This is a genomic window from Natronosalvus amylolyticus (assembly GCF_024298845.1).
Classification (GTDB): Archaea; Halobacteriota; Halobacteria; order Halobacteriales; family Natrialbaceae; genus Natronosalvus; species Natronosalvus amylolyticus.
This window is the reverse complement of sequence record NZ_CP101156.1, coordinates 1,300,064-1,316,798: the sequence shown is the minus strand read 5'-3', so window position 1 is coordinate 1,316,798 and position 16,735 is coordinate 1,300,064. Positions and strand designations below refer to the sequence as shown.

14 protein-coding genes are annotated in these 16,735 nt (G+C 60.1%); 6 read left to right on the top strand and 8 right to left on the bottom strand.

Annotation, left to right across the window (positions count from 1 at the left end; all coding sequences use genetic code 11):
* Position 1: 1 nt before the first annotated feature.
* The 5 genes from NLK60_RS06200 to NLK60_RS06180 all read left to right on the top strand — a co-directional run bounded on the left by NLK60_RS06200 (position 2) and on the right by NLK60_RS06180 (position 5,647).
* Entirely contained in the window at positions 2-1,762 is a 1,761-nt protein-coding gene (locus NLK60_RS06200; RefSeq protein ID WP_254810440.1) for an ABC transporter permease, read from the top strand.
* Positions 1,762-3,102: an oligopeptide/dipeptide ABC transporter ATP-binding protein gene (locus NLK60_RS06195; protein ID WP_254810015.1), complete on the top strand. Its 1,341-nt coding sequence runs from the start codon at positions 1,762-1,764 to the stop codon at positions 3,100-3,102. Before NLK60_RS06200 ends, NLK60_RS06195 begins: the two co-directional genes overlap by 1 nt.
* Positions 3,102-4,439, top strand: coding sequence for an ABC transporter ATP-binding protein (locus NLK60_RS06190; protein WP_254810014.1), 1,338 nt, complete (start codon positions 3,102-3,104; stop codon positions 4,437-4,439). Before NLK60_RS06195 ends, NLK60_RS06190 begins: the two co-directional genes overlap by 1 nt.
* Positions 4,440-4,457: 18 nt before the next feature.
* A complete protein-coding gene (locus tag NLK60_RS06185; protein ID WP_254810013.1) occupies positions 4,458-4,919 on the top strand; it encodes a DUF7555 family protein in 462 nt (153 codons plus the stop codon).
* A 185-nt stretch (positions 4,920-5,104) separates the two neighbouring features.
* Positions 5,105-5,647: a DUF7529 family protein gene (locus NLK60_RS06180; RefSeq protein WP_254810012.1), complete on the top strand. Its 543-nt coding sequence runs from the start codon at positions 5,105-5,107 to the stop codon at positions 5,645-5,647.
* Positions 5,648-5,739: 92 nt separating this feature from the next.
* Here NLK60_RS06180 and NLK60_RS06175 read toward each other — a convergent pair whose 3' ends face one another.
* From NLK60_RS06175 to NLK60_RS06165, 3 genes are all read right to left on the bottom strand, one after another.
* Entirely contained in the window at positions 5,740-7,563 is a 1,824-nt protein-coding gene (locus NLK60_RS06175; protein ID WP_254810011.1) for an acetyl-CoA carboxylase biotin carboxylase subunit, read from the bottom strand.
* 407 nt (positions 7,564-7,970) lie between these two features.
* Complete coding sequence (locus NLK60_RS06170; protein WP_254810010.1) at positions 7,971-8,297, bottom strand: DUF8022 family protein; 327 nt, start codon at positions 8,295-8,297, stop codon at positions 7,971-7,973.
* Entirely contained in the window at positions 8,297-9,841 is a 1,545-nt protein-coding gene (locus NLK60_RS06165; RefSeq protein ID WP_254810439.1) for an acyl-CoA carboxylase subunit beta, read from the bottom strand. Before NLK60_RS06165 ends, NLK60_RS06170 begins: the two co-directional genes overlap by 1 nt.
* A gap of 169 nt (positions 9,842-10,010) precedes the next feature.
* Between NLK60_RS06165 and NLK60_RS06160 the strand changes: the two genes are divergently transcribed.
* Positions 10,011-11,252 carry an ABC transporter substrate-binding protein gene (locus tag NLK60_RS06160; RefSeq protein WP_254810009.1) on the top strand — a complete coding sequence of 414 codons (1,242 nt, stop codon included), beginning with the start codon at positions 10,011-10,013 and terminating at the stop codon, positions 11,250-11,252.
* A gap of 343 nt (positions 11,253-11,595) precedes the next feature.
* On the opposite strand, the gene NLK60_RS06155 is transcribed toward NLK60_RS06160, so the two are convergent.
* From NLK60_RS06155 to NLK60_RS06135, 5 genes are all read right to left on the bottom strand, one after another.
* Positions 11,596-12,390 (bottom strand): ABC transporter ATP-binding protein, encoded by a 795-nt coding sequence (locus NLK60_RS06155; RefSeq protein WP_425499068.1) that lies wholly within the window; start codon positions 12,388-12,390, stop codon positions 11,596-11,598.
* Positions 12,387-13,220 carry an ABC transporter ATP-binding protein gene (locus NLK60_RS06150; protein ID WP_254810008.1) on the bottom strand — a complete coding sequence of 278 codons (834 nt, stop codon included), beginning with the start codon at positions 13,218-13,220 and terminating at the stop codon, positions 12,387-12,389. Before NLK60_RS06150 ends, NLK60_RS06155 begins: the two co-directional genes overlap by 4 nt.
* Entirely contained in the window at positions 13,213-14,535 is a 1,323-nt protein-coding gene (locus tag NLK60_RS06145; protein ID WP_254810007.1) for a branched-chain amino acid ABC transporter permease, read from the bottom strand. The genes NLK60_RS06150 and NLK60_RS06145 overlap by 8 nt, the downstream gene beginning before the upstream one ends.
* Positions 14,532-15,668, bottom strand: a complete 1,137-nt coding sequence (locus NLK60_RS06140) for a branched-chain amino acid ABC transporter permease (protein WP_254810006.1) — start codon at positions 15,666-15,668, stop codon at positions 14,532-14,534. Before NLK60_RS06140 ends, NLK60_RS06145 begins: the two co-directional genes overlap by 4 nt.
* Before the next feature lie 350 nt (positions 15,669-16,018).
* Positions 16,019-16,732 (bottom strand): SDR family oxidoreductase, encoded by a 714-nt coding sequence (locus NLK60_RS06135; RefSeq protein ID WP_254810005.1) that lies wholly within the window; start codon positions 16,730-16,732, stop codon positions 16,019-16,021.
* Positions 16,733-16,735 lie beyond the last annotated feature (3 nt).

Below are 16,735 nucleotides of genomic sequence, written 5' to 3'. Positions count from 1 at the left end.
CATGTCATCTAATGAGTCAGACACTGTCTTGACGCTTCGAGAACGAATCGCGGCGAACCCACGACCGGCACTCATCTGGGTGGCGGGACTGGCGCTGTTGATCCTCCTCGAGCTCGGTCGAATCGTCGGCTGGATACTTGCCGCTGGCGGGGCCGTACGAATGGTCCTCGGGGCCGTTCCATCGGTTCCGTGGTGGGTCGCTGATAACGTCGCTGACGGGTTAAGCAGCGTTTCAGGCGGCCTCGGTCAAATTGGCGGAGCGGTCGGATTCAGCGTAACGGCTGCCTTAGTATTGATCGCTGCTGCCTTCCTGGTCAAACCGCTGTTCGTCCCGTTTTCGGTCTCGAAGAAAATCGGGCTCGATGCTAGACGGGTCGGCCCGGACGCGCTCAGCGAGAACCTGCTCGAGCGACTCGTGATCGCTGCAGGCCTCGGTGTCGGTGCTGCTCTGGTCTTGGTGACGCCGCTTGGTGGTGCCCTCGAAGCGGCAGTTGCCAGCCTGACGAACGCCCTCGAGTGGGTCGCAAACGGCTGGACGCTCAGTGACCGAGAACTGATCTCAAACGAAGGTCACCGATCGCCGGATGGTGGTTGGGAAGGAACCTTCCTCGGACTTTCGCCAGCAGTTGCCTGGGCGATCCGCGTCCTCGTCATTTACGCGTACGCATTCGCCGCGCTCGTCTGGCTCTGGAAGGGCTATACGACCTACCGTGAACACTACCGCGGAGCAGATTGGACGCCTCGAGACGACTGGATTAACCGGTTCCGAACCCACTACTGGGGCATCTTCGGGCTTATCGTCGTCTTCGGGTTCGTCGTTCTCGCGCTGTGGGCACCGGCTCTCGGTGCGGCAAACGCGGAGGCGAATCTCTACAGCCCCTATCAGAACGAATTCGAATATCTCACTGACGACGGGGAAGTCGAATCGATAGCGCACGGGACTGCAAACATTCAGAGCCGGTCTCAGGGTGGTGACAGCACGGTTGGGATTATGAGCTACGATGATTACGATCGGTGGGCGCCATTAGGAACGAACCCCGACGGGAAGGACCTCTTTACGTTCCTCGCGTTCGGAGCGCGTACGTCGCTCATGATCGGGCTGATCGGTATCGGTATCGCTACCTCGATTGCACTGATGATGTCGCTGATCACGGCGTACTACAAAGGTACTATCGACATCGCGACAATTGTGGTGAGTGACACAATCATCTCCGTTCCTGTCTTCCTGATGGTGTTGTTGCTCTCCGTGGTTTTCCAACAGGGGAACCATCCACTGGCCGATATCTATAGCGGAGGGTTACTGCTCGCGTTAATTTTCGGGGCGCTGTACTGGCCGGGGCTCTGGCGGGCGATACGTGGCCCCTCGCTCCAGGTCGCAGAACAGGAGTGGGTCGATGCGGCAAAAAGCTACGGCCAGACGCCGATGAAGACGATGCGCAAACACATGGCTCCGTACATCCTGAGCTACATCATGATCTACGCATCGCTGTTGCTCGGTGGTGTGATCATCACGACCGCTGCCCTGTCGTTCCTCGGCCTGGGGATCAACCCGCCGACCCCCGAATGGGGGCGGATGGTCAGTGACGGCCGGTCGTACGTTTCGACGAGCTCCTGGCATATCGCAACCGTCCCTGGCATCCTGATCGTCCTCGTCGTCACCGGATTCAACGCACTCGGTGACGGCATTCGGGACGCTATGGATCCCGAAAGTGAGTCGGGCGATGCTGGAACAACGGCCGCTGCCACGGGAGGTGGTGGATAATGTCGATGGAATCTCCACCACAGGCAACCCGTGGCGACACCGATCCGATCGTCGAAGTTCGAAACCTCCAGACGGCGTTTTACACCGACAAGGAGGTTATTCGCGCCGTCGATGGCGTCTCGTTCGACCTGACGCCCGGTGAAACCGTCGGGATCGTCGGTGAAAGTGGGTCTGGGAAGAGCGTCACCGCACGTTCGATGATGGGACTGGTCGACAATCCCGGTGTCGTCCTCCCAGGCAGCAGCATTCGTTTCACCCACCTCGAAACGGTTCGAGAGTTTGCCAACAAGTTCTCAGGGCGAACTGTCGACGTCAGCGAGCTCGAGGCAGAACACGACGTTCGATCGCTACTCGAGCGACCGGGCATCGACGTCACGCCAGCCCAGTTGGGCCACGAGTCAGTCGAGTCGATGACGATTGCGGACCTGCTTGCCACAGGCTACGGTGACCAACTCGGATTGACCGGCAGCGACGACTGTGTGTTCATCACCGAACAGTCGTCCGGCGAGATTGTCGAGGGATTCATCGAAATTACCCGTCTCGAGGGGAAACCCCAGCGGGCCATGCGCGGTGGCAAAATAGCGATGGTGTTCCAGGACCCGTTGACGAGTCTCAACCCGGTCTACACGGTTGGTAATCAGATCAAAGAAGCCCTGCGTCTTCACCAGGGACTTCGCGGAAAGGCCGCAACGAAAGAAGCGATTTCGCTGCTCGAGGCGGTTGGCATCCCGGACTCGCGACGACGTGTCGCGGAGTACCCACACCAGTTCTCCGGTGGCATGCGCCAGCGTGCGGTCATCGCGATGGCGCTGGCCTGTGACCCGGAAGTGTTGATCTGTGACGAGCCGACGACCGCACTCGACGTGACCATTCAGGCGCAGATTCTCGAGTTGCTCGATGAGCTACAAGAAGAGCGCGACCTGGCGATCATGTTCATCACGCACGACATGGGTGTCATTGCCGAAGTTGCAGACCGAGTGAACGTGATGTACGCCGGTGAAACGGTCGAAACGGCCGAAGTCAACACGCTGTTTGCCAATCCGAAACACCCCTACACTGAAGGCCTGTTACAGTCCATTCCGGGTCGACAAGAGGGCGACCGATTGCAAACGATTGAAGGGAACGTCCCGACGCCGAACGAGCCACCGACGTTCTGTCGGTTTGCACCACGGTGTCCGAAAGCGTTCGAATCGTGTGACTCCGTTCACCCAGTATCGGTTCCGGTCGAATCGGGTGTGGACGATCATACGGCGGCATGTCTCCTGTATCCAGAAGACGTATCGGAACTCGATCGAATCGAACGCCATTCCGAATCGGAGTCTACGGAGGGTGAGCACTGATGAGTCAACGAACGTTACAGTCCGAAGAAGAAGTGACGGACGAACGAGACGACGTGATGGTCGAGGTGTCTGACCTTCGCACCTATTACGACGAAGGAAAACTGTTTGGCGGAAACCCTGTCAAAGCAGTCGACGGCGTCTCGTTCGAAATTAAACGCGGCGAGACGCTCGGCCTCGTCGGCGAATCTGGCTGTGGGAAAACGACGCTCGGTCGTACCCTCGTGCAACTCGAGGAAGCGACGGGCGGCGAGATCCACTTCGATGGAACCGACATCACGACGCTGAGTGGCCCCGAACTCAAAGCCTGGCGTCGAGACGCACAGATCGTCTTCCAGGACCCGGACTCGAGTCTCAACGACCGGATGACGGTCGGTGAAATCGTCCGCGAACCGCTCGACGTTCACGACTGGAAGACGCCCAGAGAGCGTCAACAGCGGGTTCGCGAACTGCTCGAGAAAGTCGGTCTGCAACGGGAACACTACTACCGGTACCCACACCAGTTCTCCGGTGGACAGCGCCAGCGAATCGGCATCGCTCGGACGCTGACGCTGGAACCGGAGTTTATCGTCCTCGACGAGCCCGTGAGTGCACTGGACGTGTCGGTACAAGCCGAAGTAATCAATTTGCTCGAGGACCTGCAAGACGAGTTCGGCCTGACATACCTGTTCATCGCGCACGACCTCTCGGTTGTCCGGCACATCTGTGACCGGGTTGCGGTGATGTACCTCGGTAACATCATGGAGATCGGGCCGACGGAGGAGCTGTTTACCGATCCGGCCAATCCCTACACGCACGCATTGCTGTCGGCGATTCCGGAGCCGGACCCGACTGCGCACAGGGAGCGAATTACCTTGCAGGGAACGCCGCCGAACCCGCGAGATCCGCCAAGTGGCTGTCCGTTCAGCACCAGATGTCCGGCGCGAATCCGGCCGGATGAGTATGAGAACCTCGACGATACCCTCTGGACGCAACTTGACCTCCTTCGAGAGATCGTCCGGGAACGCAAACGGGCCGAACGGGGTATCAGCGACCGTCTCAAGTCGCTTCTCGGTCGAGAGAGTCGATTCGGTTCCATCGACGAGATTTACGACGAACTGTTCGGCGACATCGAAATCCCCGAGTCGATTCAACCGGCGCTCGAGCAGGTTGCAGATGACGTCCGGGCAAAGGACGAGGAAAGCGCCCTCGAGTTGCTCGACGAAGAGTTCGGCAGCGTCTGTGACACGGATATTCCGGCGTATCATCCGGTTGGCGACGACGGTCGAGTCAGCCTGTGTCACCGGCACGAACCCGGACACGACACCCCTCGAGCGGTTATCGACCGACGACATCGCTAAGGATTCTTTCGAACCGGCATGGCATCATATTCTTCGCCCCGGCTTGCCCGAATCCGTGTCGCAGCACTCGTTTGTGCGGATACGCTTGCGTACGTGACCGGTGTGGTATTGGTTTCGACGTTCTTCGTTACCGCCATTAGCCTGGCAGTTGGCGGCGGCTTCGAAGGGGCGAAAATCGGCCTATTCTTGCTCGGATTTGTGCTTATGGCCTATGCAACGATTCGGCTCTGGCCGTCTTCGCCGGAGGAACTCGAGCGAACACAGTCGGGAACGGTTGGCACGGAAGCGGGTAGGGCGATTGGGGCCGAACCGGACCAAACGACGTTCCAGCGTTTGGTGCGGACACTGCCACCGTTTCGCTGGATTACCCCACCACCGCCGATGTACACAATTTCACCTCCGGGCAAACTCTTTTGGAGCAGTGTCGGTGTCCTCTTGACCTCGTATTTGCTCGAAACCGTGTTGGGTGTCGGGGTCTGATGGCCGGGGAGGCCGCCACACCGAGTGGGGTAACCAGGGTGTGGGTACTGGATCGAGTTTCCTGTGTCTCGAGCGCGCCGTGATCTATCCCGAGCGTTCTGCTGAAATTTCAGGTCGCTTGAAAAGGAACCACTCGTGCTGACACACTCGAAACCATTATCCGAATCCCTACGTGACTAGAGGATATGTCCAAACGCGATGACGATTCTGTCGGGCTTCGCGCCCGAACACCGGCAGTGAAAGAGGCCTGGAAGCGGACGAATCAGGACATGGAAGCCATTGCCGAGGAGCGTCGCGAAGACGGCTGGGAGGTCATCACGATGCCCTCGGTGCATACGTCACCGGTCGGTCGGGAAGACGGCGAGGACGATTATTACGGCCTCGTCCACGTAATCCCGGACAACCACGCTGATGCGTTCAGTGAGGCATTCGACCCGGATACGTTTACCCGATGGGAAGCGTATCGGAACGACGTCGATGGCTTCGTGTTTCTGGTGACCGAATTGATGGACCCCGAGTCGAAAACCGCGATTCTGGTTGCCGGCCAGTACAACATGCAACTCTCGAAGGGAATGGTTACGACGGCCATCAAAACGGATGACCTATACAGTCACTTCAAAACGATTAACGGCACCGAACTGGGCTCCGTTCGCTACGAAGAAATCGACCCGTTCATCCCGAACGTCGACGGGTTTATCGAGCGGTTCGATATCGACCAGGACGCCTGATAGCCTCCATTTTCACACCGGCATAGACGGGTGCTGACGGGAGCGTGCCATCCCGTTTGGCGACCACTTGAAAAAGACGACGGGAGACCCCCTTACTCGAGGACGACCAGCGTATCGCCCATGTCGACGCTTTGTCCTTCTTCGACGGCGACCTGTGCGACGGTGCCGCCAGCCGAGGCGACGATATCGTTCTCCATCTTCATCGCCTCAAGGACGACGACCACGTCGCCGGCGGCGACTTCGTCGCCTTCACCGACCTCGACAGACAGGATAGTGCCTTGCATTTCGGCGTCGACACGTTCGCCATCGCCCTGAATCTCAGCTTCAGCCTCGCTCGAGCCACCGGCCGGCTGTGGCGGGCTTGCGCTTTCGCTGGGGTTGTTCCCGCCGGCCGGGACGAACCCGCCGCGTTGCTCGAGGTTGACGTCGAAGCGTTTGCCGTTTACTTCGACGGTGAACTCGCGTTCGACGACTTCTTCGTCTTCGGTGGCGCTCTCGCTGTCGTCGCCCCACTGTTTCTGGGCCTGCTCGAAGCGGCTGCGGTCGATTTCTTCGTCGAGATACTTGGTGGTGTGGCGACCCTCGACGAACGTCTCGTCGGTGAGCATCAGTCGGTGGAACGGGACGATGGTGGTGATGCCCTCGATTTCGTACTCTCGTAGGGCGCGTAGTGAGCGTTCGATACACTCGTCACGGTCTTCGCCCCAGACGATGAGTTTCGCGATCATCGAGTCGTAATCGGTGACGAGTTCGTCACCCTGGCGGAGCGCATCGTCGAGGCGGACACCCACGCCGCCCGGTGGGTTGTACGTCGTCAGCGTGCCGCCCGTGGCCGGCTGGAAGTCCTTGGCGGCGTTTTCGGCGTTGATGCGGAACTCGATGGCGTGGCCGTCGATTTCGACGTCGTCCTGTTCGAAATCGAGTTCCTCCCCATCGGCGACCCGAATCTGTCGTTTGACGATGTCGATCCCGGTAATCTCTTCGGTTACACAGTGTTCGACCTGAATGCGGGTGTTGACCTCGAGGAAGTAGAAGTTCGCGTCGGGACCGAGAACGCCCTCCCGGCCGGGTTCCTCTTCGACGAGGAACTCGACGGTGCCGGCGTTGACGTAGTCGGCGGCGGCGACACCGCGTCGGGCGGACGCACCGATCTGTTCGCGGAGTTCGTCCGAGAGGGCCGGCGATGGGCCTTCCTCGATCACTTTCTGGTGTCGGCGCTGGAGTGAACAGTCACGCTCTCCCAGATGGCGTACATTACCGTGTTCGTCGGCGATGATCTGGACTTCGATGTGGCGTGGGTTCTCGAGGTAGCGCTCGAGATACACCGAGTCGTTCCCGAAGTAGGCCTCGCCTTCTCGCTGGGCGCTCTCGAGTTGGGATTCGACCTCGCTCTCGTCTTCGACGACTTTCATGCCGCGGCCGCCACCGCCACCTTCGGCTTTGATCGCGATGGGGTAGCCGTGTTCGTCACCGAACGCGTACACCTCTTCGGGGTCGGTGACGGGTTCGGTCGTCCCGGGGACGATTGGGACATCGGCGTCGTTCATGATCGTCCGGGCTTTCGTCTTCTCGCCCAGGGCTTCCATCGAGTCGCTCGAGGGCCCGATCCAGGTGATGCCCTCGGCTGCCTCGACTTTCCGCGCGAACTCGGCGTTCTCGGCGAGGAAGCCGTAGCCAGGATGAATCGCGTCGGCGTCGGCTTTCCGCGCGGCCTCGATAACGGCCTCGTGGTCGAGGTAGGATTCGGCCGCGCGTGCTGGCCCGATATTGTATGCTTCGTCGGCGTACCGGACGTGGCCGCCGTGTTTGTCCGCTTCGGAGTAGACGGCGACGGTTCCGACGTTCAATTCCTCACACGCTCGCATTACCCTGACGGCGATCTCGCCACGGTTGGCCACCAGAACCTTCCTGAACATTCGTGTCTGAACAGTCGAATAGCCACTACCTTACTTTTTCGCAACTGATACCGTAAACTGCGCTATATTTGCCAGTTGACGATATATCACAATCCGCTTGCAAGGGACGACGAACCATCGTTGCATATTCTGTTGTCGATCCGTTCTCGAGTGTTTGTTGCCGTCACTACAGCCTCTCCAGTGATCTGAGCCCGGGATGTGGTCACATCCTCGAGTTGGTGGTCTCCACACGATGGACCGCTACTCGAGATTTCCCAGGGGACTATGGGTTCGGTTGCGATACAATAGCAATTTAATAGCAACTATGTAGTATGTGATCGAGATGTGGTACCGACCAGAGCGCAAAACTGGACTGCTCGAGGACAACACTGGAGTCAGAACTGGTCCGCTCGAGGACAACACTGGAGTCAGAACCGATCTGCTCGAGACGCCGCCAACCAGGGATTCGTGGGGGCGCGTTTCGGGACGCGTGCGGCGTGTCCACGCTGGGCCCTGAGTCGGCCGGCGTAGGCCCATCGTTTCCCGTCCCAGGTTTCCTCCTCGGCAGTGGCGGCCGCGGCCTGCTCGAGATCGGTGAGGTGGGCACCGATAGCTGCGATGATGGCCGCGGCCTCTTCGGTACTCGCATCGTCGGGCAGATCCAGGGCGACGTCTGCCGGCAGGACCTCTCCCAGCGGATTCGGATCGTCGATCGTTCCGGGGTCGGCCCCCGTTGGGTGCTCGTGGTCGGTCATCAGAGCGGGATGTTGCCGTGTTTCTTGTCGGGGGCATCCTCGCGTTTGGTCTCGAGCATCTCGAGGTCGGCGATCAGGCGTGGACGGGTTTCTGTCGGCAGGATAACGTCGTCGAGGAAGCCTTTGTCGGTCGCGGTGTAGGGGTTGGCGAACTGCTCGCGGTACTCCTCTATGAGCTCGTCCCGGAGGGAATCGGGATCGTCAGCTTCCTCGAGTTCCTTTCGGTAGAGGATGTTGACTGCACCCTGTGGCCCCATGACGGCGATTTCGGCTGTCGGCCAGGCGTAGTTGACGTCCGCGCCGAGGTTTTTCGAGGCCATGACACAGTAGGCCCCGCCGTAGGCTTTTCGCGTGATGACCGTAAGCAGCGGAACGGTCGCTTCGGCGTACGCGTAGAGCAATTTTGCGCCGTGTCGGATGATTCCCCGGTGTTCCTGGTCGGTACCGGGCATGTAGCCCGGAACGTCGACGAACGTCACGATTGGAATATTAAATGAATCACAGAAGCGGACGAATCGGGACCCTTTCATCGAGGAATCGACGGTGAGCGTTCCCGCGTTCACGCGCGGCTGGTTGGCGACGATACCGACCGACCGACCGTCGAGGCGGCCGAAGCCGACGACGAGGTTCTTCGCAAAGTTTTCGGCAACCTCGAAGAACGAGCCCTCGTCGACCACCGAGTCGATGACATCGACCATGTCGTACGGTTTCTGTGGACTGTCCGGGACGATGGACTCGAGGGCCTCGTCACGTCGGTTGGGATCGTCCCAGGGCTCGACTCGCGGCGGGTCCTCGACGTTGTTCTGGGGGAGATACGAGAGCAGCCGTCGGATGTCATCGAGTGCCTGTTCTTCGGATTCGACGGCGAACTGGGCGACACCGGTCTGACTCGAGTGGGTCATCGCGCCGCCAAGTTCTTCGTGGGTGACCTCCTCCCCGGTGACGGTTTTGGTGACGCCGGGGCCAGTGATGTACATGTGGCTGGTGTCTTTCACCATGAAGATGAAGTCCGTGATCGATGGCGAGTAGACGGCACCACCGGCACACGGACCCATGATGGCCGAAATCTGGGGAACGACGCCGCTGGCTTGCTGGTTGCGCTGGAAGATTTCGGTGAACCCGGCGAGTGATTTGACACCCTCCTGAATCCGAGCTCCCGCCGAGTCGTTGAGGCCGATAATCGGCGCACCGACCTCCATCGCCATGTCCATCACCTTGGTGATCTTCTCGGCGAAGACCTCGCCTAACGAGCCGCCGAAGACGGTAAAGTCGTGGGCGAAGACGAACACGGTTCTGCCGTTGACCTCGCCGTAGCCGGTGACGACACCGTCACCCAGAACCTTGCGCTCTTCCATCCCGAAGTCACTGGTCTGGTGGGTTCGGAGCTGGTCGAACTCGGTGAACGAATCGTCGTCCAGAAAGTACTCGATACGCTCTCGAGCGGTCATCTTCCCTTTCTCGTGCTGGCGCTCGATCCGTTCTTCGCCACCGCCGAGCAATGCCTCTTCGCGCATTGCCTCGAGTTCTTCGATCCGATCTTCCATCGTCATTGTGCCATCCTCCGGGCTGTGGTCATTGCCCGAGGCAAGGACGAGCGATAGGAAAAACGTTCTGGGATACACTGGGGGATGGTCACATCACACAATTCGTGGATGGATAGTAAGCTCGTCAAACACACACAAACTCTTTATATCACCCACGACATCGTAAACCATGGTACGGAAGTTCAACCGTAGACAGGTGCTTACGACAGTTGGTGGTGCCAGCGCAGTTGGTCTGGCAGGTTGCCTCGGCGACATCGGCGGGGGCGGCGACGGTGGCGAAATCGCTTACGCGACCTTGATGCCGGAAACTGGGGACCTCGGCAGCCTCGGCCCGGCGATTCGAGACGGCGCGGTGCTCGTCGAACGGCAGTTAGAAGACGAGGTCGATTTCTCGTTCAATGTCCAGACCGCGGACACAGAAACCGACCCAGAAGCGGGGATCTCCGCTGCTCAGGGGCTCGTTGACGACGGCTATCCAGCCGTGGTCGGCGCTGCAGCCTCGAACGTGACGTTGCAGGTAACGCGTCAGGCGTTCATCCCGAACCAGGTGGTGAGTATTTCGCCAGCATCGACGTCCCCGGCAGTGACCGATCTCGACGACGACGGCTACACGTTCCGGACGGCGCCCAGTGACGCCCTCCAGGGGCCAGTCATTGCGGAAGTCGTCATGGATAACCTCGATGCGCAGACAACCGGAACCCTGTACCTCAACGACGATTACGGACAGGCACTCGAGGAGTCGTACGTCGACGCCTTCGAAGAGGCCGGTGGGGAGGCAACCGACCGCGTCTCCTTCGAACCCGAGCAGGCCTCGTATGCGTCACAACTCGGGTCGGCACTCGATGCCGATCCCGACGTGCTGATGGTCGTTGGCTTCCCACAGTCGGGTATCACGCTGTTCCGTGATTACTACGACAACTACGCCGACGACTGGGACGGCAGCGTGATCGTCCCCGACGGTCTCATCGACGACACGCTTCCGGACGAAGTCGGCAACCCGATGAACGACGTCTGGGGAACGGCACCGAGTGCAGCAGGTCCCGGAGCCGACGAGTTCGCGAGTCTGTACGAAGACGAGTTCGATAGCGCACCGGGTGTGTTCAACAGTCACGCCTACGACGCAGCAGCAGTCATCTGCCTGGCTTCGGCCGCAAACGGTGGCGACGCTACCGGAACCGAAATCCGAGACACCATTCGCGACGTTGCTAATCCAAACGGAGAGGCAGTCGACGCGACGAACCTCATCGAGGGAATCGAAATGGCTGCTGATGGCGATGACATCAACTACCAGGGCGCCTCATCGGCCGTCGACTTCGACGACAACGGTGACATGCAGGCCGTTTCCTACGACATCATGCGCTACCAGGACGGCGACATCGAAGTGCAGGAGACTGTCGAATTCGAGAACTGACCCTGAAAACCTTCCATTATTTCTCGTCCTTCGAGCAACGGCCCTCTCCGAGTAGCACCGATTCTACAATCCGAACCGGTCCTCCCGGCAGTCTCGAGTGTGGTTCAGATAGATCGGTGCACCGCAGGTGAGCGCTCGAACGGTAACCGCCGTTGTTGCCGGTGAGCGCTCGAGCGGAAACACCACCACCAGTTCAGATGCCGACAGACCGCATCAGTCTCGAGTTATCGAGGCTGGGTCGGTGAACCCTCTCGGGAGTTCTCTGTCTCGCGCTGTCACCGCCAGCGGTAACGAACGCGCAACCGATTGGAGAAATCCCACGGCTACTGCCGTCTGAAGGACCTCAACCGCCGAGGAACTGTTGGCGGACCTCGTCGTCTGCGAGCAGGCGATCTCCGGTATCGGTGTAACTGTTCTCACCCTGTGCGAGGACGTAGCCCCGATCACAGCGTCTCAGTGCGGTTTTGGCGTTCTGTTCGACCATCAAGATCGCCGTCCCATCGGCATTGATGTCGTCGATGCGGTCGAACATTTCTTGCACCAGGTCGGGCGCCAATCCGGCCGATGGCTCGTCGAGCAACAACAGATCGGGATCGAGCATCAGCGCTCGCCCCATCGCGACCATCTGGCGCTGGCCACCGGACATCGTGCCGGCTTTCTGGTCCTGACGTTCGCGAAGCACCGGAAACCGCTCGAAAACGGCCTCTATCTGGTCCTGGGGCACCTCGTCGAGAATGTACGCCCCCATCTCGAGGTTCTCCCTGACGGTGAGCGTCCCGAAGATGTTCTCGTTCTGTGGGACGTAGCTGATACCTTTGTGGATGATCTCTTCGGGTGCCAGTTCCTGAATCGGTTCGCCCTGGAACTCCACGGTGCCGCCCATGTGCGTCGTTAGCCCGAAAACAGATTTCATCATCGTCGATTTTCCTGCGCCGTTCGGGCCGACGATGGTGACGTACTCGCCTTCTCCGACGTCGAGTTGTACGTCCGTCAGGATCTGGAGGTCGCCGTAGCCAGCATCGAGATTTCTGACCTGCAAGATACTCTCGTCGGGGACAGTCGCGAACGGGTCAGTCTCCGCTTTGAGCGACTCTTCGAGGGTTGCATCCGACGCTGATTCCGGTTCGTCGGTACTCATACGTCCATCTCCCCCAGATAGGCCTCGATAACTCGGTCGTTGTTCTTCACCATACTCGGCTCCCCTTCTGCCAGCACTGAACCCTGGTGCATGACGATCACGTGTTCACAGTTTTCCATAATTACGTCCATGTCGTGTTCGACGAGCAAGAACGTGTAGCCCTGCTCGCGGAGGTCGTGAATGCGCTCGAGCAACTTCTCCTCGAGTGTCGGATTGACGCCGGCCAGCGGCTCGTCGAGTAACAGCATGTCTGGCTCGGTCATCATCGCTCGTGCCATCTCGAGCAGTTTGCGCTGCCCGCCGGAGAGCGTCCCGGCCTGGTCGTGAGCGATGTGATCGATCTCGAAGAAATCGACGGTTTCCCACACGCGCTCTCTGAGCTCGCGTTCCTGTTCGATAACTTCGACTCGCGCACCCGGCGTGACCGACCGCCAGAGTTGCTCGCCGATCTGTCCCTGTGGTGCGAGCATGAGGTTTTCGAGGACGGTCATCTCCTCGAGTTCGCGAGCGATCTGGAACGTTCTGACGAGTCCGTTAGTGGCGATCTGGTCTGGTCGACGGCCCGTGATATCCTCGCCCTGGAAGGTTACCGTACCGGAGTCGGGTGTGTGTGCGCCGGCGATACAGTTGAACGTGGTCGATTTCCCGGCCCCGTTCGGTCCGATAAGTCCCGTGAGGGTGCCGGCCTCGACGGCGAAACTGGCGTCGTCGACGGCGACGATTCCGCCGAAGGTTTTGCGGAGGTTCTCGACGCGTAGCGGAACGTCACCGGACAGCGAGCGCCCCGATTCGGGTTCCGTTTCTGCCGGTTTGGCTGTCGCGTCACTCATCGCTCTCACCTCGGTTGGTCCCTGCAGGCCCGGGACGCTCGAGACCGATTGCGGCGGCGGTCTCCGTCCGGTGGCCCAGCACGCCCTCTGGACGCCGTTGCATAATGATTACGAGCACGACGCCGAGCAGGATGAACCTGAGCGAGGAAATGTTGTTCATGACGTACGCGAGTAGGGGCGTCATTTCGAGGGAGGCGAGCGGGGCCATCGCACCAGCGAACGTCCCGGGTGCGCTCCCGAGACTCAACGAACTGGAGACGAGGCTCGCGAGCGTTCGAGGGCCCTCGAACAGGAGACCGACGAAGAGGATCGAACCGACGAGACTGCCGGTGTTCGACCCTGAACCGCCGATGATCAGCGCGACGAACACGTAGAAGGTCACGATTGGGCGGAACGAGTCGGGGCTGACGTATCCCTGTGAGCCCTGCCAGAGAATGCCACCGAGACCCATGAGCGCACAGCCGAGCATGAACACCTTGATTTTGAACCAGCGGGTGTCCTTGCCGAGTGACTGGGCAACGAGTTCGTCCTCACGGATCGCCTTGAGGACACGTCCGAACGGCGAGTTACCGACGCGGACGAGGAGCCAGTAGACGGCGATGACGAACACGATCATCACGAGAACCCAGAGCCACCGGCGAATCACCGAAACTCTCAGGAACGTACCCAGCACCTCGATGAGGACGTCACCGAAGGCGGTATTGAGCCACGCATCGGTCGGCCGAGCGGGCAGGTCGATACCGCTTCCGCCACCGGTTCCGAAGCCGAACACGCTGAGCGTCCAGTTCGACAGATTATTGGAGTTGAGCGTCAACCGGATGATCTCAGAGAGGCCGAGCGTGACGATTGCGAGGTAGTCTGCGCGCAGTCGAAGGGCGGGCACGGCGGCGATCAGGCCGACCAGTGCGGCCATTATCATCCCCGCGATGACGCCAACGATCAGCGGCAGTCCGAGTCCGGTTCCCGAGACAGCGTCGGGCGACGTCGAGACGAGCGCCATCGTGTACACCCCGACGGCCATGAACCCGGCGACCCCGATGTTGAACAGGCCCGTGTATCCCCAGTGGAGATTCAGTGCCAGCGTCAGGATTCCGTACGCGGCAAACAGGAACGTGAGGCGGGTGATGGTCGAGCCTGCCGAATTGATGTCGCCTCCGCCGAGGAACGTCAGGACGATAAACAGGGCGTAGATGGCGAGCATCGTCGAAATGACGATCCTGAAATCGGTTTTCCCGATTTCGGTGGCCAGGATGTCACGAATCGACGGGTCCTCGCCGTCGATTCCGCTCGAGCCGTCAGCTGTTTCGGCCGTCATGCTGTCGTCACCCCGCCGAAGATGCCCTGTGGTCGGTAGAGCAACACGAGGATCATGATCAAGAACGCCGCGGCAGCGTTGAAGTCAGACGAGATCCAGATCAGCGAGACTTCGTGAACGAAGCCGATGACGAATCCGCCCGCAATCGCCCCATAAATCGAGCCGATTCCGCCCAGAATCACTGCTGCGAAGATGAACAACAGCAGGAACCAGCCGATGTTGAACTCGATAGTTCCGCGCTCGAGGACGTAGAGATACCCGGCGACGCCGGCCAGTGCGCCTCCCAGCACCCAGGTGGCGGTGACGACGCGCTCGGTCGGAATCCCGGTCACGAGCGCGAGGTCCTTGTTGTCGGCCATCGCGCGCATGGCTTTCCCGAGTTTGGTTCGCTGGAGCATGAAGTGCATCGCCAGCATGAGGCTGATGGCGACGATGACCAGCGTTAGTTCGTGCATGTTGACCGAGAAGCCCGCGATTTCGGTGTTGACGTCCTGCGTCGAGGTGACGCCGCGGGTTTGGCCGCCGTAGACGAACTGGAGGATGTATCGCAGTGCCAGTGCGGCACCGATACTGGCGATGAGTAGTGGAATGCCACCACGGTCACGCATCGGCTTGTAGACGATGCGGTCGATGATCACCGCGACGGCGACGGTCGCGAGGGCGGCGATGATGACGCCGATCAGAATCGAGAGGGGGGCTTGCACGATCGAGGCACCGATCTCGTTCGGGCTAGCTCCGCTCCCGGGTCGCACCAGCAGCAGGTGACCGAGATCACCGATCCCCCAGCCGGCGACGAGCAAGGCTGCACCCCAGCCGGTAAACGCGCCGGTCGTCACGAGGTCACCGTGTGAAAAGTTCGCGAAGTTCAAAATGCTGTACGTCATTGAGAGGCCGATCCCAGCGAGCCCGAAAATTAGCCCGACGATGATCCCGTTCCACACCAGTCCACTGAGTCGACCCATCGACAGGGGGTCTCCGCCAAACGTTAGCCCACCGGCGATCGGCACCTCGATGCCGGCGAGGCGGGCGAGTAAGTCGAGAGTCAACAGGACTGCCGCAAGCACCGCAATGGCCAGTAGCGGTTGCTCGCGGATAGTTACCTTTCCCCGAGTTATTACATCAGATACGTCCATGTGTAAGGCTATCACATTACCAGGGGAGGGCGGCCATAAATAATGCTTCGGTCTTTCGGTTCTCCAGAGCGATATTTTACCCGGTATCGGTCTACAATTCGAAAACCCAACTCTTCTGATACGGTTCGTGGCGTCGCCTCAAGCCGATACTCCACTGGTGGAAAACTCTCGAATTCCACGACAGCTCGCGCCTGGACCCGCATGTCTGCCCGTGATGCGGTCTCCAGCGGCAGTTGCACCAATATCTCCCCGGAGAGCGGTGGCACCATATCTCGCCGGAGGGAAGTTTCACCACTGTAGCCCGACGACAACCCCGTAGCGAGCGCTCGAGTACGTGATTAGGTCCCCTGTCACGCCTCGCCGTAAACCGGCACAGCAGCCCCGCTGGTCACACTCGAGGCGTCGGTACAGAGAAAGGCCATTACTTCGGCGATATCGGACGGGTGGACCCAGCTTTCGTGGTCCGCGTCGGGCATCATCTCGCGGTTCATCGGGGTGTCGATAACGCTTGGCATAACGCAGTTTGCCCGCACGGTTCCGCGATTTTCTTCGGCCAACGTCTCGGTCAAAATGCGTATTCCCGATTTCGTGATTCGGTAGGGTCCGTCGCCGGACCCGCCCTCGAGGCCTGAACGGGCGCTGACGCTGACGATTGCCCCACCGCTGTCCTGCAGGTGTGGGAGTGCGTGTTTCGAGGCCAGAAACGCCGTTTTGAGGTTGATATCCAGCAGGAGTTCGACCTCCTCGAGTGGCGTCTCTTCGATGGGTGAGCCACCGCGCCAGGTGCCCGCGATGTTCAGCAAGTTGTCGATCCGGCCGTGGTCCTCGATAATCCGTGCAAAACAGTCCTCGACATCGCTTTCGTCGGTCAGGTCGACCTGATAGAAGTGTGTACGCTCGTCGGGCTCTAGTTGTGCGTCGTCGTCGTCCGGTTCGACGACATCGAGTGCACAGACGGTTCCACCGGCCTCGCTGAACGCCTCGACGGCGGCACTGCCGAGTGCGCCGCTCGCGCCGGTAACGACGGTAACGGTTCCTTCGAACTCCAGGGTGGCGTATCCCATGGT